At 33.9% G+C, this 26,233-nt stretch carries 19 protein-coding genes and 1 other annotated feature; of the genes, 15 read left to right on the top strand and 4 right to left on the bottom strand.

The features are described from left to right. Positions 1–134: 134 nt before the first annotated feature. From H1220_05880 to H1220_05865, 4 genes are all read left to right on the top strand, one after another. Entirely contained in the window at positions 135–4,820 is a 4,686-nt protein-coding gene (locus tag H1220_05880) for a S8 family serine peptidase (GenBank protein QMI85254.1), read from the top strand. A gap of 39 nt (positions 4,821–4,859) precedes the next feature. Then, positions 4,860–5,055 (top strand) — a binding site (T-box leader). Between the two features lie 68 nt (positions 5,056–5,123). Beyond that, positions 5,124–5,690, top strand: coding sequence for a flavin reductase family protein (locus tag H1220_05875; protein QMI85253.1), 567 nt, complete (start codon positions 5,124–5,126; stop codon positions 5,688–5,690). A 9-nt stretch (positions 5,691–5,699) separates the two neighbouring features. Further along, positions 5,700–6,308, top strand: a complete 609-nt coding sequence (locus tag H1220_05870) for a GNAT family N-acetyltransferase (GenBank protein ID QMI85252.1) — start codon at positions 5,700–5,702, stop codon at positions 6,306–6,308. 536 nt (positions 6,309–6,844) lie between these two features. Next, the gene (locus H1220_05865) at positions 6,845–9,481 is read left to right on the top strand and encodes a valine--tRNA ligase (protein QMI85251.1); all 2,637 of its coding nucleotides are present in this window, start codon (positions 6,845–6,847) and stop codon (positions 9,479–9,481) included. 151 nt (positions 9,482–9,632) lie between these two features. Here H1220_05865 and nrdG read toward each other — a convergent pair whose 3' ends face one another. Beyond that, positions 9,633–10,151, bottom strand: coding sequence for an anaerobic ribonucleoside-triphosphate reductase activating protein (gene nrdG / locus H1220_05860; GenBank protein QMI85250.1), 519 nt, complete (start codon positions 10,149–10,151; stop codon positions 9,633–9,635). Next, positions 10,132–12,036 (bottom strand): anaerobic ribonucleoside-triphosphate reductase, encoded by a 1,905-nt coding sequence (gene nrdD / locus H1220_05855; GenBank protein ID QMI86671.1) that lies wholly within the window; start codon positions 12,034–12,036, stop codon positions 10,132–10,134. Before nrdD ends, nrdG begins: the two co-directional genes overlap by 20 nt. Positions 12,037–12,262: 226 nt before the next feature. Here nrdD and H1220_05850 point away from each other — a divergent pair, with 226 nt between their 5' ends. Both H1220_05850 and H1220_05845 read left to right on the top strand, forming a co-directional pair. Further along, positions 12,263–13,357 (top strand): winged helix-turn-helix transcriptional regulator, encoded by a 1,095-nt coding sequence (locus H1220_05850; GenBank protein ID QMI85249.1) that lies wholly within the window; start codon positions 12,263–12,265, stop codon positions 13,355–13,357. A 1-nt stretch (position 13,358) separates the two neighbouring features. Then, entirely contained in the window at positions 13,359–14,270 is a 912-nt protein-coding gene (locus tag H1220_05845; protein QMI85248.1) for a pseudouridine-5'-phosphate glycosidase, read from the top strand. A 138-nt stretch (positions 14,271–14,408) separates the two neighbouring features. Here the strand turns inward: H1220_05845 and H1220_05840 are convergent, their stop codons facing one another. After that, positions 14,409–15,335 (bottom strand): peptidylprolyl isomerase, encoded by a 927-nt coding sequence (locus H1220_05840; protein ID QMI85247.1) that lies wholly within the window; start codon positions 15,333–15,335, stop codon positions 14,409–14,411. A gap of 63 nt (positions 15,336–15,398) precedes the next feature. Further along, positions 15,399–17,189, bottom strand: coding sequence for an excinuclease ABC subunit UvrC (uvrC, locus tag H1220_05835; protein QMI85246.1), 1,791 nt, complete (start codon positions 17,187–17,189; stop codon positions 15,399–15,401). A 76-nt stretch (positions 17,190–17,265) separates the two neighbouring features. Here uvrC and H1220_05830 point away from each other — a divergent pair, with 76 nt between their 5' ends. The 9 genes from H1220_05830 to H1220_05790 all read left to right on the top strand — a co-directional run bounded on the left by H1220_05830 (position 17,266) and on the right by H1220_05790 (position 26,184). Next, a complete protein-coding gene (locus tag H1220_05830; protein QMI85245.1) occupies positions 17,266–17,904 on the top strand; it encodes an NAD(P)H-dependent oxidoreductase in 639 nt (212 codons plus the stop codon). Then, a complete protein-coding gene (locus H1220_05825; protein ID QMI85244.1) occupies positions 17,904–18,077 on the top strand; it encodes a hypothetical protein in 174 nt (57 codons plus the stop codon). Before H1220_05830 ends, H1220_05825 begins: the two co-directional genes overlap by 1 nt. 158 nt (positions 18,078–18,235) lie before the next feature. Continuing rightward, positions 18,236–19,273, top strand: coding sequence for a hypothetical protein (locus H1220_05820; protein ID QMI85243.1), 1,038 nt, complete (start codon positions 18,236–18,238; stop codon positions 19,271–19,273). Between the two features lie 31 nt (positions 19,274–19,304). After that, entirely contained in the window at positions 19,305–20,312 is a 1,008-nt protein-coding gene (gene gap / locus H1220_05815; protein ID QMI85242.1) for a type I glyceraldehyde-3-phosphate dehydrogenase, read from the top strand. Between the two features lie 102 nt (positions 20,313–20,414). Further along, positions 20,415–21,638: a phosphoglycerate kinase gene (locus H1220_05810; GenBank protein ID QMI85241.1), complete on the top strand. Its 1,224-nt coding sequence runs from the start codon at positions 20,415–20,417 to the stop codon at positions 21,636–21,638. 17 nt (positions 21,639–21,655) lie between these two features. Then, positions 21,656–22,411, top strand: a complete 756-nt coding sequence (locus tag H1220_05805) for a triose-phosphate isomerase (GenBank protein ID QMI85240.1) — start codon at positions 21,656–21,658, stop codon at positions 22,409–22,411. Further along, positions 22,411–23,946, top strand: a complete 1,536-nt coding sequence (locus H1220_05800) for a 2,3-bisphosphoglycerate-independent phosphoglycerate mutase (GenBank protein QMI85239.1) — start codon at positions 22,411–22,413, stop codon at positions 23,944–23,946. The genes H1220_05805 and H1220_05800 overlap by 1 nt, the downstream gene beginning before the upstream one ends. Positions 23,947–24,042: 96 nt before the next feature. After that, the gene (gene eno, locus H1220_05795; GenBank protein ID QMI85238.1) at positions 24,043–25,341 is read left to right on the top strand and encodes a phosphopyruvate hydratase; all 1,299 of its coding nucleotides are present in this window, start codon (positions 24,043–24,045) and stop codon (positions 25,339–25,341) included. 99 nt (positions 25,342–25,440) lie between these two features. After that, entirely contained in the window at positions 25,441–26,184 is a 744-nt protein-coding gene (locus H1220_05790; protein QMI85237.1) for a GNAT family N-acetyltransferase, read from the top strand. Positions 26,185–26,233: the final 49 nt, after the last annotated feature.

Genomic DNA, 26,233 nt, shown 5'->3' with positions numbered 1-26,233 from the left:
TTTTTTTCATTTTTTATAAAAAATGAAAATTTTACCATAAAAAATGTTGACTTTTTTCATTTTAAGGTGTTTAATTTAATTTACCAGTAATCAAAATAACATTTTTGTTATTTATTTTTAATAAAGGAGTGGGAATGTTGAAATTTTCTAAAAAATTGACGGTAAGTATGATGACGTTGACTTTAGGGTTTGGCATTGTTCAACCATTGGTGTTACCAACAACGCAATACATTGCCTACGCACAAGAGGAATTGTCGAATATTACTGCTGGTGAAAAACCTTATCAAGATAATGATACTGTACAAGTTATCGTTAAATTAAAAGAAGCAGCAGTTGATCCAAATAGTTTAAAAACACCTGAAGGTCGTGCTAATCGTGAAGCGCAAACTAAACCAGCACGTGAAGCATTTTTGAAAACATTACAAGCAAAAGGAATTGAGTATAAAAAATTATTTGAATACGATCTATTATTTAATGGAGTTTCATTAGAAACAACTTATAAACAAGCAAAAGAAATTAAAGCCTTGAATGATGTTGAATCAGTAGATGTATCTGTTGATTACGAAGTGCCGACATTAAATGCAGATTCGAATGAATCTAATACGCCGGTCAACTATGGAAAAGCAATTGACAGTAATCAACTGATCAATGTTCAAGCACTATGGGATAAAAATATAAAAGGGCAAGGACAATTAGTATCTATTATAGACTCTGGTATTGATCCAGAACATGATGTCTTGCATCTTACAGATACATCAACGGCAAAATATAAATCTAAACAAGAATTAGAAGATGCAAAGCAAAAAGCCGGTATTACTTATGGAAAATGGTATAGTGATAAATTGGTTTATGCGTTTAACTATAATGATTGGAACGATGATATAAAAGAAGAAAAAGAAGACTCACACGGTATGCACGTAACGGGGACAGCCGTTGGGAATCCAACAAAACCAGCACCAAATGGCGATTACGTAGCAGGAGTTGCTCCTGAATCGCAACTGATGTTTATGCGTGTGTTCTCAGATAAAAGAGGGAAAGGAACAAGCTCCTTTATTTATGTGAAAGCCATTGAAGATTCAGTAAAATTAGGTGCTGACTCAATTAACATGAGTTTAGGGTCATCAGCAGGATCTACTTTAGAAATAGGACAAGCGGTATCTGGTGCTATTGATTTAGCTAGAAAAGCCGGTATCACTGTTGTTATTGCAGCAGGGAATAGTAATACATTTGGGTTTGGATATAGAGCACCTCTAGCAAGTAATCCAGATTATGGTTTAGTAGGGGATCCATCTATTGCGTATGATTCTATCTCTGTTGCAGCGATGAACAATTCAGTTTTAAATTCATCTGTTGTTAGTGTGCCACAATTAGCAAATGATGCAACAAAACATAATGGTATAGCACCGATCCGTACATATCAAAAATTATTCGATCCAACAAAAGAATATGAATATGTTTATGTAAATTTGGGTAAAGAAGAAGATTTTGAACAATTTGGCGAAAATGATTTAAAAGATAAAGTTGCACTAATTCAACGTGGAGAAATTCCATTTACTGAAAAAGTTATACGTGCAATGTTAAGAGAAGTTGCAGGAGTTGTTATCTTTAACCACGAAGTAGGTGGAGAAGACACAATGGGAATGATTTTAAATGATTTAGATAAAGAAATTCCAATTGTTTCTTTAGGGCATTCTTTTGGGAAAGAATTGTCAGAACATTCAGGTGATTATAAACTAGTCTTTAAAAAAGAATTAGCTAAAATTCCAAATGACAAAGCAAATACACTAACAGATTTCACAAGTTGGGGAATGTCATCTGATGGAGAGTTAAAACCAGACGTAACAGCACCAGGTGGTTCTATCTATTCTTCATTTAACAATGGTACATACGGAACAGAAAGTGGAACAAGTATGGCTTCTCCACACGTTGCCGGTGCCGTAGCATTAGTCAAACAAGTATTAAAACAACGTTTTTCAGAATTATCACCTGAGTCATTGCAAGCTTTATTGAAGCATTTAGTGATGAGTACCGCAAATCCTCATGTGAATACGGAAAAAGGAACATATACATCACCAAGACAACAAGGTGCAGGTATTATTGATGTAGATAAAGCTGCTTATGGCGATTTATATGTAACAGGTACAAATGATTATGGTAGTGTTGTTTTAGGAAATATTGATAATCAATTTGTGTTGAATTTAGTTGTACACAATGTATCTAATCAAGATAAAACATTACATTATAAAACGACTGTTAATACAGATGATGTTGAAAATGGGCTTGTGACGCTAAAACCAAGTTTATTGAAAACAGTTGAAGGACAAACAATTGTTGTTCCAGCAAATGGTACAGCGAGTGTTCAAATTCCTGTCGATATTTCTGAATTTAATGAAAAATTAAGCCAAACATTTGAAAATGGTACATATATCGAAGGCTTTGTTGTGTTCTCTGATCCACAAGCACAAGACCACGTGATTAGCTTACCTTATGTTGGGTTTAAAGGTCATTTTGAAAACTTACCAGTTTTAGAAAAACCAATCTATGCATTTAAAGAATCAGAAAAACCTTTCTACTTCTATGCAGATCCTAATGCTTCAGAAGAAGAAAAACAAAGAGATCCAGAAAATCATTTTACAGCCTTAGTAAGTAAATATGGTAAAAATGAAGTGGTTTTAGGAGAAACAGACACTGAACCTGAATTTGATGATTCAAAAATTGCCTTTTCTCCAAATGGCGATGGAAAACAAGATGCAGTAGCACTAAAAGCTGTGGTGCTTAGAAACTATGAAAACATGCACTTAGCAGTTTATAAAAAAGACGATGTGAAACGTGAACATCCTGTTTTTGAAACAGGAAATGGACAAGGTGCAAAAACATATTATGACGGTGGTCAAAATGTAAAATCAACTATTCTAAGTGAAACAGAATGGAACGGTAAAGACAATGATGATCGTGTTTTACCAGACGGCGATTATCAATATGTTGTAACATATCGTGCAGATGTTTCTGGCTCTGAAATGCAAGAAACAAGTTTTAATGTAAAAATTGATACAAAAGCACCAATGTATGATGGTGTCGGTGGAACATACGATAAAGAAACAAGAACATTTAAACCTTCTCGCATTACAGAAGACGGTAGTGGCATTAGTTATGAAGGATTAACTTATAAAAATGATAAAAATGAAGAAATAGAAGTTGAACCAAATGATGACGGTTCATACACATTACCAGAAAATGTTGATCCATCTAAATTCACATTTGAGATTATAGACTATGCAGGCAACACAACATCATTTAAATTATCAGATAAATTCCCTTCAGAAGAAAAAGGAACAATCGGATTATCATTTATATTAGACGGAGAAGCATTTGATTTACACGGTGTGATTTCACGTCATGTGATTAAAAATGATAAAGGCGAAATTGTGACAGATACATTTACAAGAAATGGTAAATCTGTTTATGCATTACCTTATGGCACATATACAGTGGAATTGGTTCTATTAACAGACGATGTGAAACTTGTTGGTAATAAAGTTGTGATAGTTCAGTTAACAAAAGAAAATCCAGACCAAGTCGCAACATTTGAAATGCAAGAAATCTTCCGTAATAAATTTGGTGTATTATTTGATAAGCCACTTCCAGAAGGTGCACGTGTTTTTGCAATAGATGCGAATGGTGAAAAAACAGAATTACCACAAAGTAAATATAATCCGTTCATTTTTGAAAGAAAATTACCAGTAGGGGATTATACAGTTCACATTGAATTACCAGAAGATTATGCAGCATCAGAAAATGATTTTACATTCACAGTAGAACATAAATCAAATCGTAAAGATGTATCATTGATTGTGCCAGAATATGTAAATATTGTTGGTACAAATGCGGATGATAAAGTAGCCGGTACTGTGACGTTAACAAATCCTGTTGTGAATACTGTAAAACTTGTTGTTGAAGAACAAACAGAAGACACTGTTGTAACCGACTTAACTACACAGTTTAATCAACAAGTAAATCCAAAAAATCAAACTGTAACATTCTATGATATTTACTTAACAAAAAATGGTAATAAAATAAAAGTAGATGGTAATCGTACAGTGACGTTATCAGGTACTTATCCAGAAGGAACAAAAGTGTATCACCAAAAAGAAGATGGTACATTTGAACAATTATTTACTAAAATTGAAGGTGGACAATTAAGTTTTGAAACATCAGGATTTAGTATTTTTGCGATTACTCAGCCAGAAAATAAACCAGTTGTTGATAAATCCGTTTTACAAGAAACGTATGATCAATATGATAAAGTGACAACAAGCGATGCTTATAAATATGATACAAAAGAAAAACAAGAAGCTTATAATCAAGCAGTAGCAAAAGCACAATCTGTATTGAAAAATGAATTAGCAACGCAAGAAGAAGTTAATGAAGCCTTAAATCAATTAAAAGCAGCACAAACAGCTTTAAATGGTGTTGCACCTAACCCAAAAAATGATGAACAAGCATCAGAGGGAGCAGCAGGAGAAACATCAACAGAAACATCAACAGAAAAAGTTGGTTTGCCTGTTGTTAGTCAACCAGTTACAATTGCTCGTGAGGTAACAACACAATATCATACTGGTAAAGGTTTATCACGTTATCATGTATCAAACAACACAGTAAGTACATCAGAAAATGCACAAGAAACACAACAAAAACAAGTAGAAAATAAAAATAGTTTACCAAAAACAGGTGAAACAAATATCACAACTGTTGGATTTATAGCCGTATTTATGAGTGGTTTGATTTATGTCAGAAAAAACCGTAAAAATCAAGAAAAGTAAATCTTTTTCATTCACATTTAATAAAGAGTATGTTAAAATTTACTTACGTTGATTAAGAGGAGTAGTTTTTGGATATGTTTTAGAGAGGACAGTCTTGGTGAAATCTGTCTACATAAAAAAAATGAAGGTAGCTTATGAGTTAACAAACTGAATATGAGTAAGTTTGTTCGGAGAGATACTTCGTTACTAATAAAAAGTATAACATTTAGGTGGTACCACGTTTTGCGTCCTAAACAGATAAACTATCTGTTTAGGACGTTTTTTTATAATCAACTTAGAGGAATAGGATAAAGGAGAATACATTTGAAAAAAGTACATATTGAAACAAATAAATTATTTTACGGGTCACCAGTCGTGTTGATTGGATATAAAGATGAATTGTATGGTTATAATGTGACAACAATTAACGCTGCTTATACAGTATCTAATACAGTAGCGATTGCATTATATAATGGTAATCATTCTTTTGAAGAAATCAAAAAAACAGGTCAGTTTACCTTAAATGTACCTGATAAAAATCAAATGGAATTGATTGAATTATTCGGATTTAATCGCGGAAAAGATAAATTAAACCAAGCGAACACACATTTTACGATAGGCGAAAAAGTAGATGCTCCAATTTTAACAGAGTGTTTTTATAATGTTGAATGCCAAGTTGTGAGCATGACAGAAGTTGGTGTGTATACGCATATTCTTGCGACGATTGAAGAGAGATGGATTGATGAAGAGTGTGTTGACGAAAATGGGCATTTAATACATGGAAAAGTCAATCCGGTTGAGTTTGTTGGAGATTCTAAAAAACGTGCCTATCGTTATTTGACATCGGATGTTCAAGAAGTAGGAGCATTTAAACGTTATTTAGATAAGTAGGAAAAGAGTATGAACATTATTGGAGAATATGACGGCTACCATTTACCTAAACTGGAAACGGATCGTTTAATATTAAGAACACGAACGTTCGATGATGTTGAGGATATGTTTTTGTATGCGAGTATTGAAGATGTTGCTGATAATTGTGGGTTTCCAGTTATAAAAACATTAGATGATGAAATAGAATTTATGAAAAATCTTCCAAAAAGTCATCAAGAGCACGATATTCCTGACGGATATGGTATTACGATTAAGGGAAGTGACCGAGTGATAGGTTCAGTTGATTTTAATCGCAGACATGGTGCCAATAGAGATATTTTAGAGATTGGCTATGTGTTACATCCAGATTTTTGGGGACGTGGCTATGTGCCAGAAGCAGCTAAAGCATTGATAGATATAGGCTTTACTTTGTTAAATGTTTCTAAAATGGAAATTGCGTGTCATTCATTGAATGAACGAAGTCAAAAAGTTGCAGAAAAATTAGGATTTACATTAGAAGCTCGCCTGCGTTTGCGTGATAAGTATGCCAATCAAATATGTGATGAATTACGCTATGGATTATTAAAATCAGAATGGCAAGAACAAAATACGAAAAACGAAGAAAAATATGATCAATAAAATTTTCATCTTTTTCTTAGGATATAAAGGTGACACAACGGGCATTGGTTTATTTAATGGTAATAAGAGTACAAAACAAATGAGTTTACATAAAGAATTTACGGGAATTTATCGAAGAAAGACATGATGCAGAAATTGAACGGGATAGATTTGACTTAATATCAAAAATCGAAAGCGATTGATGCTCTTGCTTGATATATCCATTGAATGTAAAGTTGTAGACATTGTAGAATGTGGTAATTATGTGAATTTTATTGCCTTAATTACAAAACATTTAGTATCGAATATGCTAATGGAAAACAATGTATTTTTAGGGGGAGTCTTTGAAACGATTTCTTATACGGGACGGTAAAAACGTTACTATCATTATCAATCAGATGCAGTAAAAACATGAAAAAATGTTTAAAAGAAGAAAGAGAATGGATTAAAAAATAACGTTTATTATAAAGTGGATAAAGTACGACATATAAAATGATAACTGTTTATTTAAGTGCTTTATAGAAAAAGTAATTTATAAAAGACAAAAGGAGAAACTAATGACAAAGGACTTATCAACAAAATATAATCCAAAAGAAGTAGAAGAAGGAAAATATACGACATGGGTAGAAAGTGGCGTTTTTAAACCAAATGCCAATCCTGATGCAAAACCCTACTCCATCGTTATTCCACCACCAAATGTGACAGGTAAATTGCATTTAGGGCATGCGTGGGATGTGACATTGCAAGATGCGATTATTCGTCAAAAACGTATGCAAGGATATGACACATTATGGTTACCGGGGATGGATCACGCCGGCATCGCGACACAAGCGAAGGTAGAAGAAAAATTACGTGGAGAAGGTGTTTCTCGATACGATTTAGGTCGTGAAAAATTCCTTGAAAAAACATGGGAATGGAAAGAGGAGTATGCTCAAACTATTCGTTCACAATGGGCAAAAATGGGGGTGTCTGTTGACTACGATCGTGAACGTTTTACATTAGATAGTGGTCTTTCAGAAGCTGTTCGTAAAGTATTCGTGGATTTGTATCATAAAGGTATTATTTATCGTGGTGAATATATTATTAACTGGGATCCAGCTGCAAAAACAGCTCTATCGGATATTGAAGTGATTCATAAAGATGTTGAAGGAGCTTTCTATCATATTCGTTATGATTTAGCAGACGGAAGTGGTTCAGTAGAATTGGCAACGACACGACCAGAAACAATGTTGGGAGATACAGCTGTTGTGGTACATCCAGAAGATGAACGTTATAAAGATTTCATCGGAAAAACAGTTATTTTACCACTTGTTAATAAAGAAATTCCGGTTATTGCAGATGACTATGTTGATAAAGAATTTGGTACGGGCGTTATGAAAGTAACACCTGCACATGATCCAAATGACTTTGAGCTAGGATTACGCCATCAATTACCAATGATTAACATCATGCACGATGATGCAACGATGAATGAATTGGCAGGTGAACGTTATCAAGGATTAACGAATGTTGAAGCACGTAAACGTGTAGTTGCAGATTTACAAGAACAAGGTTATCTTGTAAAAATCGAAAAAATGATACATAGTGTTGGACATTCAGAACGTACGGGAGTTGTTGTAGAGCCGAGATTATCTACACAATGGTTTGTGAGAATGAAAGACTTGGCTAAGCAGGCAATAAAAGCACAAGAAACAGCAGATAGAGTAGATTTTTATCCGCCACGTTTTGAACAGACGTATTTAACATGGATGGAAAATGTTCATGACTGGGTTATTTCTCGTCAATTATGGTGGGGGCATCAAATTCCAGCGTGGTATCACAAAGAAACAGGTGAATTATATGTAGGTATGCAAGCACCAGAAGATAGTCAACATTGGGTACAAGATGAAGATGTTTTAGATACATGGTTTAGTTCTGCTTTATGGCCATTTTCAACAATGGGCTGGCCTGATATACAAGCATCAGATTACCAACGTTATTTCCCAACAAATACATTAGTAACAGGTTATGATATTATTTTCTTCTGGGTAAGTCGTATGATTTTCCAAAGTTTAGAATTTACTGGACAAAAACCATTCCAAAATGTGTTGATTCACGGACTGATTCGTGATAAAGACGGTCGTAAAATGAGTAAATCACTTGGAAATGGAATTGATCCAATGGATGTGATTGAACAACATGGTGTTGACTCATTACGTTGGTTCTTATTAAATGGTTCTGCTCCAGGTCAAGATGTTCGCTATATGGAAGAGAAAGTCGAAGCTGCTTGGAACTTCATCAATAAAATTTGGAATGCAAGTCGTTACACATTGATGAACTTAGGAGGCTTAAAACCAGAAAATATTGACTTATCTGGTGAAAAAACATTAGCAGATCGCTGGATTTTAACACGATTTAATCAAATAGTAGAACGTGTGACAGATTTATTTGATAAATTTGAATTTGGTGAGGCGGGACGTCAACTATATAACTTTGTTTGGGATGATTTTTGTGATTGGTACATTGAAATGTCGAAAGAAACATTAAATGGTACCAATGAACAAGCAAAACATACAACACGCAGTATTTTACTCTATGTTTTAGACAATACATTACGTTTGTTGCACCCAATGATGCCATTTGTAACAGAAGAAATTTGGCAACAATTATATCCTGAGCAATCCATTGTTATTGCAAGCTATCCAGTTGTAAATGAAGCGCAAATAGACGCTGTGTCATTAGATAGTATGGAACGCTTAATCGAGTTAATTCGTACGGTACGCAATATTCGTAACGAAGTAAATACGCCATTGTCCAAAGCAGTACCAATATACATTAAAGCAAATACAAAAGAAATCAGTGATTTACTCATCGACAATAAAGATTACATCACACGTTTCTGCAATCCGTCTACACTAACGATTGATACAGAGATTTCCTTAGATGAGGAAGTGATGACAGCTGTTATCAGTGGTGCAGAAGTATTATTACCACTGGCTGGCTTAATCAATATTGAAGATGAAATCAAACGTCTTGAAAAAGAAAAAGAAAAATTAGAAAAAGAAGTGGCGCGTGTCGAAAATAAACTAGCAAATGAAGGTTTTGTAGCGAAAGCACCCGCACATGTCATTGAATCCGAAAAACAAAAAGGCGATGATTACAAACAACAATTAGAAACTGTAATCAAACGTATTTCTGATTTGAAACAAATGTAGTCTGCCATACTTTAAAAATCAAAAACGCTTGACGTCCTTTTTTGACGTCAAGCGTTTTTGTGTTCTATAATAAATTGTGGTGGTATTTTGAGTTAATCTCATTTGATTTATAGTGTTATATGTCCATTTTCGTTATTCTTAGTGTCAGTCTTTATTTTTTTAAATGTTCCCATAATTTGATCGTTTGTGATGTTAAGGATTGCTGCACATCAATAATACGTTGGTTTCTGCTACCTCTAAATTGTAATGTTAAATCTAATTGTGACAGTACAAAGCGACCGTCTACTAAAATATCAAGATAAGATAGTAATTCTTGTTTATCTGTAGTTTCTTCTTGTAGTTCCTCCCATGTATAGCCACTCCAAAGCCAAATATCTTTTGAATGACCGTATAATGATCGTATGTCACGACATAAATCAGTTAAAACTGACGTATGTAAAAATGGTTCACCACCTAGTAAAGATAAGCCTTGACAATAACTTTGTCCAATGTCTTGTAAAATTTGTGATTTTAAAGTATCAGAATAATCGGTCCCATATTGAAAGTCTTGTGCACATTTATTGTAGCATCCTTTGCAATTAAATAAGCAACCACTCACATATAAACTACAACGAACACCTTCGCCGTCTACAAAATTAAATGGTTTATAATCAGCAATCTTTGTTTTCATAAATATGTATCTCCAAATGCTTTTGTCGTGCCACAATTTCTTTGTGTCGACCGGCAATCATTGGACGAGCTTGAGGATTTCCTAAATACCCACATGTTCGTTTGACAACATCACATGTCTCGGGATTTCTATTTCTACAGCTTGGGCATTCAAATCCATGTTCTGTCGGTTTGAAATCTCCAGTAAATGCGCACTCATAACATTTATCAATAGGTGTATTCGTCCCTAAATAGCCCACTTTATCGTATGCAAAATCCCATACGGCTTCTAAAGCTTTCGGATTTTGTATCATATTAGGGTATTCACAATAATGAATAAAACCACCAGGTGAATATTTAGGATACTCACTTTCAAATAAAATTTTCTCAAACGGAGTTGGCTTTTTACGCACATCATAATGGAAACTGTTCATGTAGTATCCCTTGTCTGTAATATTAGGAACATCTCCAAACATCTCTTTATCCAATCGACAAAAACGATCCGTTAAACTTTCGCTAGGAGTTGCATACACGCTAAAATGATATCCGTATTGTTTACTCCATTCTTTTGTTTTTGTATCAAGTGCTTTTAAAATATCAATGGTGAACGCTTTAGCAGAAGTGTTAGATTCCCAGTTTTCACCAAAAAATTTTGTTGCCACTTCATATAAACCAATATAACCTAAAGAAATAGTTGCTCTATCTTGATTGAAAAGTGTATCAACTTTATCGTTTTGATTTAGCTTTACACCAAATGCACCATGTTGATATAAAATAGGTGCATTTGTTGGACGGGCTTGCTTTACACGTTCGATACGATAAACAAGTGCATCGTGACAAATGGTTAATTTATCCATTAAAAGTGTCCAAAATTCCTCTAAAGACTTACTTTCTAAAGCAATACGAGGTAAATTTAAAGTCACAACACCTAAATTCATACGACCCGAATTGATAGAAATACCGTCTTTATTTTGCCAGCCATGTAAAAAAGAGCGACAACCCATTGGTGCTTTAAAACTACCAGTAATATCAATAATTTTGTCGTACATTAAGACATCAGGGTACATACGATGTGTCGCACATTCAATAGCTAATTGTTTTAAATCATAGTTAGGGTCTTTTGGTTTTAAGTTTGTTCCGTCTTTTAATGTGAAAACTAATTTAGGGAAAATAGCCGTCCGTTTTTCTTTTCCTAAACCAATTAAACGTACCGTTAAAATTGCTTTTTGGATAGCACGTTCTATCCAGTTTGTACCAAGTCCGAATCCTAATGTTGTGAAAGGTGTTTGACCTTGGGATGTATAGAGTGTATTGATTTCATATTCTAAACTTTGCATTGCATCATAAATATCTTTTTCTGTTTTTTCACGTGCATAAGCATGATGTTTAGATGTATCATCAATCCATTTTTCAGCTGTTTTTAAATGCTTATTGTAATTTAATTGTGCGTAGGGAGCCAACACTTCATCAATTCGATTAGCACTACAACCTCCATATTGACTAGAGGCAACATTGGCAATGATTTGTGCCATTTGAGCAGTCGCTGTTTGAATAGATTTTGGAGAATCAACTTGTGCATTCCCAATTTGAAATCCTTGTGCAAACATTGTTTTAAAATCAATTAAGCAACAATTTGTCATTGGTTGATAGGGATGATAGTCTAAATCGTGGTAATGAATATCTCCATTTAAATGGGCATGAGCAACATGTTTTGGTAACATTTTTAACCCCAATGTTTTTCCGACAATGCCCGCCGTTAAATCTCTTTCAGTATTATAAACTCTACTGTCTTTATTTGCGTTTTCATTCACGATTGTCACATCATTATTTCGTAATTTATCAATAGCCTGTTCAATATTAGTTGCTCTTTCTAGTAAATCAGTCATTGCTTTCACCTCATCTATCATTTTAAACAAAAAAATAAAAAAATCAACTAAAAACACAATATATAGTATCTTGTCTAAAGTTATGTACGTATATATAGATTGTGAAAAAAGAGAAGAATATTGTCAGAAAATGAATAAAACCGTCTTTTATCTTGTGAAAAAGTATTGACTTTTTTTAAAATAAAGCGTATTATTTAAACATAAGTTTTTAAAACTGAACATTTGTTTGAAGAGAGGAGGCGGGAATATGAAAGAAAATGAGAAAATTATCTTTCGTTTAATTGAACAAAATCCCTATATTTCTCAACAAGAAATTGCAGACATCGTAGGCTTATCTAGACCGGCTGTTGCCAATATTATTTCATCTTTAGTAAAGAAAAAATATTTATTAGGGAAAGCCTATATTGTCAATGAACGCAATGGTATTGTTTGTATCGGAGCAGCCAATGTCGATAAGAAGATTAAAACTACAGAAAAACTCATTAGCTATACGTCTAATCCCGTAACATCCATGGCATCAGTAGGTGGTGTTGCTAGAAATGTCGCAGAAAATTTAGGAAGATTAGGTAATGAAGTGTCGTTATTATCTGTTTCTGGGAATGATGCAGAATGGGCACGTATTCGTGAAATGTCTAGTCCGTTCATGAATACGAATAGTGTTGTCACGATTGAAGGGCAGTCTACTGGAACGTATACCGCTTTATTAGATGCAGACGGAGAAATGTATTTAGGTTTGGCAGATATGTCGATTTATGATTATTTAACGCCTGAATTATTGATGAAACAAACAGCGATTTTACAACACGCTAGTTGTATTATTATGGATTTAAATTGTCCTAAAGAATCTATTGAGTTTATATGTTCTTTTTCTGCAAAAAATAATATAAAACTCGTATTAATAACCGTATCTGAGCCAAAAATGGAAAGATTACCACAAAATTTGCAAGCTGTTGATTGTTTAATTGTGAATAAAGGTGAAACACAAGCCTTTTTTAATGAACAATACAACACAAAACAGGACTTAGAAAAAGCGGGAGAGAAGTGGTTATCTCTTGGTGTCAAAAGAGTTGTTTTAACACAAGGTTCAAATGATTTACTTGTGATGTCACCAAACCCTAAATGGTATCCTATTAAAGCATTAAATGCAGAAAATATCATTGATGTGACTGGTGCAGGAGATTCATTTACTGCGGCGTATATTGATGCATGGCTCTTAGATGAAGATGATGATACGTGTGCATTGGCGGGAAGAACAAATTCTTATCACACGATTCAATCTATTCAAACTGTTAGACCACAATTAACAAAAAATCGTTTATTAAAAGAAATGAAGGAGTATTAATATGGAAAAATATTTAGTGTTTTCAAAAGAAGTACAAGAAGGGATGCAAAAAGGTTTACCAATTGTTGCATTAGAATCAACAATTATTTCACATGGTATGCCATATCCACAAAACGTTGCAATGGCTCGTGAAGTAGAACAAATCGTTCGTGATAATGGGGGTGTTCCAGCAACGATTGCGATTGTAGATGGTAAAATTAAAATCGGCTTATCCGATGAAGAATTAGAAATGTTTGGTAGTAGTAAAGGCATTGCTAAAGTATCAAGACGTGATTTAGCAGATGTTGTGGCAAGCAAACGTTTAGGTGCAACAACTGTTGCTTCAACAATGATTTGTGCAGCTTTAGCAGGTATCAAATTCTTCGTTACAGGAGGATTAGGTGGTGTGCATCGTGGCTGGGAAACAACATTGGATATTTCAGCTGATATGGACGAATTAGCACAAACAAGCGTTACTGTTATTTGTGCAGGTGCTAAATCTATTTTAGATTTACCAGCAACATTAGAATATTTAGAAACAAAAGGTGTACCAGTTGTAGGGTATGGTGTGAAAAACTTACCGGCATTCTTTACACGTGATAGTGGATTACCATTAGCTTTATCACATGATAAATTAGAAAATATTGCTGATATGATTCGCACAAAATGGGCATTAGGTTTAGAAGGTGGCGTTGTCGTAGCAAATCCAATTCGTGAAGAAGATGCAATGGATCCAGAATACATCAATGGTATTATCGCATCTGCTGTAAAAGAAGCAGAAGAAAAAGGTATTGTTGGAAAAGATATTACACCATTCTTATTAGGAAAAATCGTTGAATTAACAGACGGAAAAAGCTTAGAAGCAAATATTAAATTAGTGAAAAACAATGCGAAAATCGGTACACAATTAGCGGTACATTATTTTAATCATTAAAAACTAACTTTATAGAAAATTGTGTTGTGAATAAATTTTGAATAGTGTCCCCAAAAAGTTAGATAGAAAATCTAACTTTTTGGGGACACTAATAAAACACCGGACAGTCGTAAAAACGACTGTCCGGTGTTTTGAGTTTTATTTTTTACTTTCAGTTGTTGTTCCTTGTTGTGATACAGATTGTTCATTAGCTGTTGGTTTTTGTAAAAGTGAGCTTAATGCTTCATTTAAAAAGACATCAGAGATTTTAATATCAGCATCTTTTAACAATTCTTCAATGACATTTTGTTGTGTTGTTTTATCAGATGCTTGGTCATCAATATATTCTGTTTTAAATTTTTCTTTATCAGCATCAAATGTTGTTTTAGCTGGTTTTGATTCCATTTTAATAATGTGGTAACCAAATGTTGTTTTAACAGGTGTAGAAGATGTTTCGCCTTCTTTCATATCTCTCACAGCTGTTGCAAATTCAGCAACCATAGCGCTCGGTTTAAATGAACCTAAAGAACCACCTTTTTCACTATTGCTTTTATCGGTTGAGTATTGTTTCGCTAAAGCGTTCCAATCGCCACCATTGTTTAATTCTTCAAGTACTTTTTTAGCTGTTTCTTCATCTTTTACTAAAATATGAGATGCTGTTACTTTTGGTTCCCATGATTCATATGCTTTTTCTAATTCTTCATCTGTTGGTGTAACATGTTCTTTTACAACTTGTAAAACAGCGTAGTTTGCATAGATAGTTTGTTTAAATGCTTCTTCTGAATCATAGCCATTTTGTAATAATACTTTTTTAAATGCTGCATCCCCACCAGCAGTTTGTTTACGAGTAGCGATAAGCTCATCTGTTTGTTTTGTGACAGCGGCTTTATCTTTTACTGAATTAACAGCGATTTTTTGAACAAGCAAACTATATAGTGCTTGTTTACCAGCTGTTGTACGCATTGAATCGTATAATTCATTTTTTGTAATATTACCTGCTTTTGTTGTTGCAATATTCTCGTTTGAACATGCAGATAATGTAACAACTGCTGCGGCAGTTGTTAAAACTAACCATTTTTTCTTCATATAAGACTCCTATTCTAAAAATTGTTATTGCCCTTTAGATATTATATCACATGTTGTCAAGGTTTATCCATTATCAATAGATTTAAAATAATGATAAAGATTATTCGCTACATTTTTTGATATACCAAGATGTTTGAAATCTTCAAGAGAAGCTTCTTTTAACTCTTTTAATGTTCTAAAATGCACTAGTAATTTTTTCTTTGTTTTTGGTCCAACTCCCTCAATATTGTCTAATTGTGATGAAAGAGAGTGTTTACTTCGTAATTGTCTATGGAATGTAATGGCAAAACGATGGACTTCTTCTTGTATACGTTGGATTAGTCTAAATGCTGGGCTTTGAATAGGTAAATCAACGACGTGTAAATCATCTCCAAAAATTAAAGATGCTGTCTGATGTTTATCGTTTTTTACCATTCCAGCAATAGCAATCTGTAAGCCTAATTCGTCTTCTAAAACTTCTTTAGCGGCATTTACTTGAATAGCACCACCGTCCATTAAAATTAAATCAGGCATAGGTTTATTTTCTTTTAGTAAACGAGAGTATCGTCTTCTAATGACTTCTTGTGTTGTGGCAAATTCATGACTTCCTACTACGGTTTTAATTTTAAACTTACGATAAGCTTTTTTGTCAGGGATACCATTTTTATAAACGACCATGGCTGATACAGGATTTGTTCCTTGAGTATTAGAATGGTCAAATGATTCAATCGTATTTGCACTTTGGATACCTAAATAATGCGCTAGTTCATCTACGGCTTTAATACTTCTAGTGTCTTTCAATGTTTCTAAATGAATGCGTTCATTAACAGCAATTTCACTATTTTTAATCGTTAAATCGAGTAAACTACGTTTTTTATTTCGTTTTGGTGTGATGACTTTGACACCGAGTGTATCAGCTAATAAGTCTTTATCAAGAGTGTCTGGAACAATAATTTCTTTTGGTAAAATATGTCCTTTATCGAGATAAAATTGTAAGATATAAGATAATACCTCGTCTTCTGGGTTACCATAGCACTCAAAAATGGTAGCTTCACGTTTAATAATACTTGATTGTCTTAATAAAAAGACTTGAATTGATAAAAGACCATTTTTGATGAAATACCCAAAAACATCATGGTTTGAATAGTCTTTTGACAAAATAATTTGTTTTTCAACAGTTGTTTCAATATAGTGAATTTGATCTCGGTAATCTCCAGCACGTTCAAAGGCAAGTTCTTCAGCAGCTTCTTGCATTTTCATGCGTAATTCTTTTTTGATTTGTGATACATCCCCGTTTAGAAAGCGTTGGATAAGTTTAATGCGTTTATCGTATTCTTCTTTTGGGACAGGGTGGTCACAACAACCAATACATTGATGGATGTGGTAATAAAAACAGGCTCTTTTTTCTTGTTTGGAGCATCTTCTCAACGGATAGCTCTTTTGTAGTAATTGTAAAGTCTGATTTGCTGCTCCTACATTTGGATAAGGTCCAAAATATAAACCGCCGTCTTTTTCGACATGATTTGTAATCATCATCTGGGGGTCTTTTTCCTTTGTGATTTTTAAATAAGGATACATCGTTGTTTCTTTTAACTTAATATTATATTTTGGTTGGTATTTCTGAATTAAATTTATTTCGAGTAAAAGAGCTTCTTTATTTGTCCGTGTTACAATAGTTTCAAATGTGCGAATATCATTGACTAAAAGCAATGTTTTTCCGTCGTGAGCACCTCTAAAATAACTATTGACACGATTTTTTAAATTTTTTGCTTTACCAATATAAATAATCTCTCCGAATGCATCTTTCATCATATAGCATCCAGGTAAATCTGGTAGTAACGATAGTTTTTCTTTAATGTGTTTTTTATAGTCCATATTATCACCTAAAAAATGTTTTCATGTTTAAGTATATGCTATAATCAATAAAAAGCAATAAAGGAGGTGCTGATAATTGAAAACACTAGTGGTTATTGGACATCCAAAACCAAATGAATCACACGTAAATGTTTTTTTGAAAGAAAGTGTGGCACAGATTGAAGAGGTTATATGGCATGTGTTAGCCAATCGTCAGATTGATGTTGAACAAGAAAGAGCGTTATTAAAAAGTGTAGATAGAATTATTTTACAGTTTCCTATATATTGGTATAGTTGTCCTTCCCTATTAAAAGAATGGATAGATACTGTTTTTTCGTTTCAAATGCACGAACTAGAAGGGAAAGAATTTGGAATTGTTGCTTTAATGGGTGGGGCACAAAAACAATATCAAGCCGGTGGAAAAGAAATGTATACTGTCTCAGAAATGCTAAGACCGTTTGAAATGCTAGCAAGACATTTAAAAATGACGTATTTACCACCATTATCCATACATCAATTTTCTTATATGAGTGAACAGGAAAAGCAAGCGTTATTAGTAGAGTATATGCATTATACGAGTGCAATATATCCAATGACGTTTCAAGAACAAGGAAAATGGTATGTGCATACGTTGAAAAAAATAGTACATGAAGAGATACAGACCGTTATTGATGTGATTGAACATAATCAAGAAGAATTGGAAGAATTACAAGAATTGTTAAAGGAAATGATGTAATGGAACAGCAATGGATTTACCGTGTATTAGAAGATATGATACAAAAAGAGTTGCAATATGAAAATAGGGCAATACTAAAACAAGTACAGCGATATATTGAAAAACAATACGAACGTATTGAACAATCTAAAGGGGTGTTAGAAGGGAATATGTGGAGTCCAAGCAAATGGTAAGGGTCGTTTTTTGTCCCTGATATATTGTTTTTTAAAATCACATTAAAACTGTTGAATAAAGAAAATATGAATGGTATAATAATGGTGTGCTTGATAAGAGGTAAGTATTACTTGTGTCAAGAGGGTCGATAAAAGACCCAAAGAACAGAGGTGTAAAAATGGAACAGACAATATCTTTATTAGAAAGTTTGGTTCCTGAATTTATTGGTCATGTGGCCAAGCGTATGAAAATTTTAGATACAATTTCATTATATGAGCCAATAGGCAGACGTTTGTTGGCATCAGAAGTAGGATTATCTGAAAGAACGCTTCGTACAGAAATAGAACAATTAAGAGAAGTTGACTTAGTCATTGTATCAAAAAGTGGTATTTCTTTAACGAATAAATCAAAACAGCTATTGGATACATTAAGACCTATTTTTCAGTTGGAAGAATATTTACGTCAAAAAGAGTATGACATTCAACAAAAATTTGGCATCAAACAATGTCGCATTGTTTCTGGAAATGCTAATAAAGATGAAATGTTTTTTAAACGATTAGGGAAAGCTATATCAGATATTTTAAATGATATTTTACCACTAGAGTTGAATGTTTTAGCCGTTACAGGTGGCACAACTTTATCAAAAACAGTTGAATATGTAAATAGTGATTTATCACAAGATCGTTATTTTACAGTTGTTCCTGCAAGAGGTGGAGGCAATGCTTCGTTAACGATTGAAGCGAATATGGTTTCTTATATGTTGGCACAAAAATTAAAAGGTAATAGTGTGTCATTGTTTGTGCCAGATATACTGACAGCTGAATTACATCAAGCTCTATTAAATGATTCTGCTATTTCTGAAACAATTTCTTTATTAAAAAAGACAAATTGTTTGATTTATAGTATTGGAAATGCCAAAATAATGGCAGGTAGACGTGGCGTATCCAAACAGGATATTGAACGTATATTAACAAAAGGTGCCGTTGGTGAAGCGCTAGGTGTTTTCTTTGATGAAAAAGGACGCATCGTGCACCGGTTGGCAAGAATTGGATTAGTCTTAGAAGATTTACATCACTTGCCAAATGAAATTTTAGTCGTGGTAGGTAGTCAAAAAGCAAAAGCATTGAATGCCTATATGACACTCGCCCCAAAAAATACCATTTTAGTATTAGATGAGGCATTAGCAAATATGGTTTTGAAAGAGGAAACTCTTTAAAAAATAAAAACATCCTTAGGAGGAAAAGAATATGACAGTTAAAGTTGGTATCAATGGATTCGGACGTATCGGACGTTTAGCATTCCGCCGTATCCAAGAAGTAGAAGGAATTGAAGTGGTTGCAATCAACGACTTAACAGATGCTAAAACATTAGCACATTTGTTAAAATATGATTCAACACAAGGTCGTTTCAATGCCGAAGTAGAAGTATTAGATGGAGCATTCCGTGTAAATGGTAAAGAGGTTAAAGTTTTAGCAAACCGCAACCCTGAAGAATTACCATGGGGTGAATTAGGTGTTGACATCGTGTTAGAATGTACTGGTTTCTTCACATCTAAAGTAAAAGCTGAATTACACTTACAAGCAGGTGCAAAACGTGTTGTTATTTCTGCTCCTGGTGGTAATGATGTACCAACAGTTGTATTCAACGTTAACCATGACATTTTAACAGGTGAAGAAACAGTTATTTCTGGTGCTTCATGTACAACTAACTGTTTAGCGCCAATGGCTAAAGTGTTACAAGATAAATTTGGTGTTGTTGAAGGATTGATGACAACAATTCACGCTTATACAGGTGACCAAAACACATTAGATGCTCCACATGGTAAAGGTGACTTACGTCGTGCTCGTGCAGCAGCAGCAAACATTGTACCTAATACAACAGGTGCTGCTAAAGCAATCGGTTTAGTTATTCCAGAATTAAATGGTAAATTAGACGGTGCGGCTCAACGTGTTCCAGTGCCAACAGGATCATTAACAGAATTAGTAACAGTTTTAGAAAAAACTGTAACAGCTGAAGAAATCAACGCAGCGATGAAAGAATCAGCAAATGAATCTTATGGATACACAGAAGACCCAATCGTATCAACTGATATTGTTGGTATTACTTATGGTTCATTATTCGATGCAACACAAACTAAAGTTATGACAGTTGGTGACAAACAATTAGTAAAAACTGTTGCTTGGTATGACAACGAAATGTCTTATACAGCTCAATTAGTACGTACTTTAGAATACTTTGCAAACTTAGGTAAATAATAACGTCGCATGTCGCGATAGAGTATAGTGGAGAGGTGGCATGCTTCTCCGCTATTTTCATGTATAAAATAAAAGTCATTTTGACAAAATTTGGAGGATTTTATGGCAAAAACAATCGTATCAGATTTGCATGTAGCAGGTAAAAAAGTATTGGTTCGTGCAGACTTTAACGTTCCAATGAAAGACGGTGTTATCACAAATGATAACCGTATCGTTCAAGCATTACCAACTATTCAATATTTAATTGAAAAAGGTGCAAAAGTTATTCTATTTTCTCACTTAGGTAAAGTGAAGACAGAAGAAGACAAAGCAACAAAATCTTTACGTCCAGTAGCAACACGTTTATCAGAATTATTAAATAAAGATGTTACATTTGTTCCTGAAACAAGAGGAGAAGTTTTAGAAAATGCTATCAATGCTTTACAAGACGGAGAAGTTTTAGTATTTGAAAACACTCGTTTTGAAGATATTGACGGTAAAAAAGAATCTAAAAATGATTCTGAGTTAGGTCAATACTGGGCAAGTTTAGGTGACGTATTTGTTAACGATGCTTTTGGTACAGCACATCGTTCACATGCATCAAACGTTGGTATTTCAACACACTTGAAAACAGCAGCAGGTTTCTTAATGGAAAAAGAAATCAAATTTATTGGAGGTGCGGTAGATACACCAGAGCGTCCATTTGTGGCAATTTTAGGTGGTGCAAAAGTATCTGATAAAATTGGTGTTATTGAAAACTTGTTAGATAAAGCAGATAAAGTGCTTATCGGTGGCGGTATGGCTTATACATTCTTCAAAGCACAAGGTAGAGAAATTGGTAAATCTTTATTAGAAGAAGATCGTATTGAATTGGCAAAATCTATTTTAGAAAAAGCAGGTGACAAATTAGTGTTACCAGTTGACACAACAGTTGCACCAGACTTTAGCAATGATGCACCAGCAACCATTGTTGCATCTACTGAAATTCCAGCAGATCAAGAAGGGTTAGATATTGGACCGAAAACAGTTGAATTATTCGCTTCTTATTTAAAAGATGCAAAAACAGTTGTATGGAATGGACCTATGGGTGTATTCGAGTTCCCTAATTTTGCTAAAGGAACAGTTGGTGTGTGTCAAGCTATTGCTGAATTAGACAATGCAACAACCATTATCGGTGGAGGAGATTCAGCAGCTGCAGCTATTCAATTAGGTTTTGCTGATAAATTCACTCATATTTCAACAGGTGGCGGTGCCTCTCTTGAATACTTAGAAGGTAAGGAATTACCAGGTGTTGCTGCAATTACAGAGAAAAAATCAAGCTGTGGTTGTGGTAAAAAGAAAGCATAATAAAGGAGAAAAAACAGATGCGTAAACCAATTATTGCAGGAAACTGGAAAATGAACAAAACAGTGGATGAAGCGGTTCGTTTTGTTGAAGCTGTAAAAGATAAATTGCCTTCATCAGACATCGTTGAGTCTGTTGTTGGTGCACCAGCTTTATTATTAAATGGTGTGAAATTCTTTAGTGCAGACAGTCCATTAAAAGTAGCAGCTCAAAACTGTTTTTGGAAAGACGAAGGTGCGTATACAGGCGAAACAAGTCCAAAGGCATTATCAGCAATGGGCGTTGACTATGTCATTATTGGGCATTCTGAACGTCGTGAATATTTCCATGAAACAGATGAAGAAATTAACTTAAAAGCACATGCTATTTTTAATAATGGTATGGTACCAATTATTTGCTGTGGTGAAACATTAGAACAATATGAAGCAAACCAAGCTGAAGAAGTTGTATCTCGTCAAGTAAGTGCAGCTTTAAATGGTTTAACACAAGAACAAGTAAAACAAACAGTGATTGCTTATGAACCAATTTGGGCAATTGGAACTGGAAAATCTGCCACACAAGATGATGCACAAAAAATGTGTAAAGCTGTTCGTTCTGTTGTTGAAAAATTATTTGGTCAAGATGCAGCAGAAGCTGTTCGTGTCCAATATGGTGGTTCTGTAAAACCTGAAAATATTGCAGAATACATGGCATGTCCAGATGTTGACGGCGCATTAGTTGGTGGAGCATCGTTAGTTCCTGAATCATTTTTAGCGTTATTAGAAGGAGTAAAATAATGACAAAATCTCCAGTAGCTTTAATTATTTTAGATGGTTTTGCAAACCGTGAAGAAGAATTTGGAAATGCTGTAAAAGCAGCACATAAACCTAATTTTGATCGTTACTACGCTCAATTTCCACATAATCAATTAGCTGCAAGTGGAGAAGATGTAGGTTTACCTGACGGACAAATGGGAAATTCTGAAGTAGGACATTTGAATATTGGTGCAGGACGTATTGTTTATCAGTCTTTAACACGTATCAATATTTCAATTCGTGAAGGTGCTTTTTACGATATTCCTGAACTCGTAAAAGCTGTTAAAACGGCAAAAGAAAAAGGAACAGCATTACATTTAATGGGATTAGTGTCAGACGGTGGTGTGCATTCTCATTATGAACATTTATTTGCATTATTACGTTTAGCTAAACAGTACGAATTAGAAAAAGTATATGTTCATGGATTTTTAGACGGTCGTGATGTAGCTCCTTCTTCAGCATTAGATTTTGTAAAACATACACAAACCGTTTTTGAAGAAGTTGGTGTTGGACAATTCTCAACGATTTCTGGACGTTATTACGCAATGGATCGTGATAAACGTTGGGAACGTGTTGAATTAGCATACGATGCTATGGTTCGTGGAAAAGGTCCTAAATTTTCAAGTGCTGTTGAAGGTATTGAAGCTTCTTATCATTCAGAAGTATACGATGAATTTGTTGTTCCATTTGTCGTTGTAGATAAAGAAGATAATCCTGTTGCAACAATCCAATCAGAAGATTCAGTGATTTTCTTTAACTTTAGACCAGATAGAGCTATTCAATTAGGAACAGCTTTAACAAATCCTACATTTAATGGATTTGATAGAGGAGATAATGCTCCAACACATTTAAACTTTGTAACATTTACACTTTATAGTGATGATGTTCTAGCAGAGATTGCATTCAAAAAAGAAGATTTAAAAAATACAATCGGTGAAGTATTATCTAATGCAGGAAAAAAACAATTACGTATTGCTGAAACAGAGAAATATCCACACGTTACATTCTTTATGAGTGGTGGACGTCACGAGGAGTTTGAGGGAGAAAGTCGTATTTTGATTCCTTCTCCAAAGGTTGCGACGTATGACTTGAAACCAGAAATGAGTGCCTATGAAGTGAAAGATGCATTAGTTGAAGCAATCAACAAAGATGAATTAGATGCGATTATTTTAAACTTTGCGAATCCAGATATGGTTGGGCATTCAGGTATGTTAGAACCAACAGTCAAAGCCATTGAAGCAGTAGATGAGTGCTTAGGTGAAGTGGTTGATTTGATTTTATCTAAAGGTGGTTATGCGATTATTACAGCAGACCATGGAAACTCTGATGAAGTATTAACATTAGATGGAAAACCAATGACAGCACATACGACAAATCCTGTTCCTGTTATTGTGACAAAACAAGGTGTAACATTACGTGACGGTGGTCGTTTAGCCGATTTAGCGCCAACAATGTTAGACTTATTAAACATTGAAAAACCTGTGGAAATGACAGGTGAAAGTTTAATTAAAAAATAATCACTTAGATAGATATTAGTTGCATAATAAAACTAAATTCAATACAATAAGCATGTAAATAAAATGAAAAATTTACAATATAAAGGAGATATAAAAATGCCATTTATTACAGATATTTTAGCAAGAGAAGTGTTAGATTCACGTGGTAACCCAACAGTAGAGGTTGAAGTGTACACAGAAAGTGGAGCATTTGGTCGTGGTATGGTTCCATCTGGAGCATCAACAGGTGAATACGAAGCTATTGAATTACGTGACGGAGATAAATCTCGTTACTTAGGTAAAGGTGTTCAAAAAGCTGTTGATAATGTAAACAATGTCATTGCTGAAGCTTTATTAGGTTTTGACGTTCGTGATCAATTAGCTATTGATAAAACAATGATTGAATTAGACGGCACACCAAACAAAGAAAAATTAGGTGCTAACGCTATTTTAGGTGTATCTATTGCTGTTGCTCGTGCAGCTGCTGATTACTTAGATGTACCATTATACCAATACTTAGGCGGATTCAATGCAAAAGTATTGCCAACACCAATGATGAACATTGTAAATGGTGGTTCTCACTCAGATGCACCAATCGCTTTCCAAGAATTTATGATTTTACCAGTAGGGGCTCCATCATTTAAAGAAGGATTACGCTGGGGAGCAGAAATTTTCCATAACTTAGCTAAAATTTTAAAATCTCGTGGTTTAGTAACAGCTGTTGGTGATGAAGGTGGTTTCGCTCCTAAATTTGAAGGAACAGAAGATGCTGTTGAAACAATTTTAGAAGCAATTAAAGCTGTTGGTTTAGAACCAGGTAAAGATGTATTCTTAGGATTTGACTGTGCATCATCTGAATTCTATGAAAATGGTGTTTATGATTATTCTAAATTTGAAGGTTCAACAGGTGCAAAACGTACTTCTGAACAACAAGTTGACTACTTAGAAGAATTAGTAAACAAATACCCAATTATCACAATCGAAGACGGTATGGATGAAAACGACTGGGACGGTTGGAAATTATTAACAGAACGTTTAGGCAAACGTGTTCAATTAGTTGGGGATGATTTATTCGTAACAAATACGAAAAAATTATCTGAAGGTATCGAAAAAGGTATTGCTAACTCTATCTTAATCAAAGTAAATCAAATTGGTTCATTAACAGAAACATTTGAAGCAATTGAAATGGCTAAAAAAGCTGGCTATACAGCTGTTATCTCACATCGTTCAGGTGAAACTGAAGATTCAACAATCGCAGACATCTCAGTTGCTGTAAATGCAGGACAAATTAAAACAGGTTCATTAAGCCGTACAGACCGTATTGCAAAATACAACCAATTATTACGTATTGAAGATCAATTAGGCGATTTAGCTGTTTATGAAGGTCTAAAAGCATTTTATAATTTAAAAAAATAGTATTTGAAAAACAGGGTTGATGTTATCAATCCTGTTTTTTTATTGGTAAACATTTTTATTTATGATATTATTTAAGAATAAATCGAAAGAGGTGATAACATGCACAAACATATATTCATGCACCTATCTGAAAATAGTGTAGAAACAAGTCGATATATTTATGAACAAAATGAACGTTATTCAGAAAGATACGATAGTAATGTACTTTATTATAAAGTGATGCCTACTTTAGAAGAATTAAAAGAAGATATAGCTTTTGTAAAGGAAAAGCAAGCAAATTATCAATCGGAGTATGTTCATTTAAGTTTTCCTGAAAATGAATGTTTACCAGAAGATATAGAGAAAGTCTTGAAAGAGTGGTCATTTGATCTATCTACCGAAGTGTTGATGTGCTTAAATGAAGAAAAAGCTAATTTTACAAAATCGTGCACGTTTAATGTAACGATTGAAAAATTAACAGAAAAGTGGTTAGAGATATATTTTAAAAAATATGATGAAGAAACAATCCAGTATGGAAACTTATATCGTGAACAAGCAAAACAATATATTCAAGATATTTTACAAAAAGGAGATATATTACTAGCTGTTGATAAAGATACTATTATTGGTGATGTAATTTTGCACTATCAAAAAGATTTTATTGAAATTGATAATTTTCAAGTTGATGAAGCGTATCAACGTCAAGGGGTAGGTACTTTGTTACAAAAAGCGGTGTTACATAAAAAATTATCTAATCAAAAATTAGTTTTGATTGCAGAGCAGGGAAGTGATGCTCATATGATGTATCAACATCAAGGGTATGAAGAAATAGGTTTTTATATTGAAGGTTATTTTATAGCATAGAGCATAAAAAGCATAGGCGGATAGGTTACACCGTCTATGCTTTTTGTGT

This window comes from Carnobacteriaceae bacterium zg-84 (genome assembly GCA_013874835.1).
Classification (GTDB): domain Bacteria; phylum Bacillota; class Bacilli; order Lactobacillales; family Aerococcaceae; genus WM01.
Note: the sequence above shows the minus strand (reverse complement) of the source record. Positions and strands in the feature narration are given on the sequence as shown.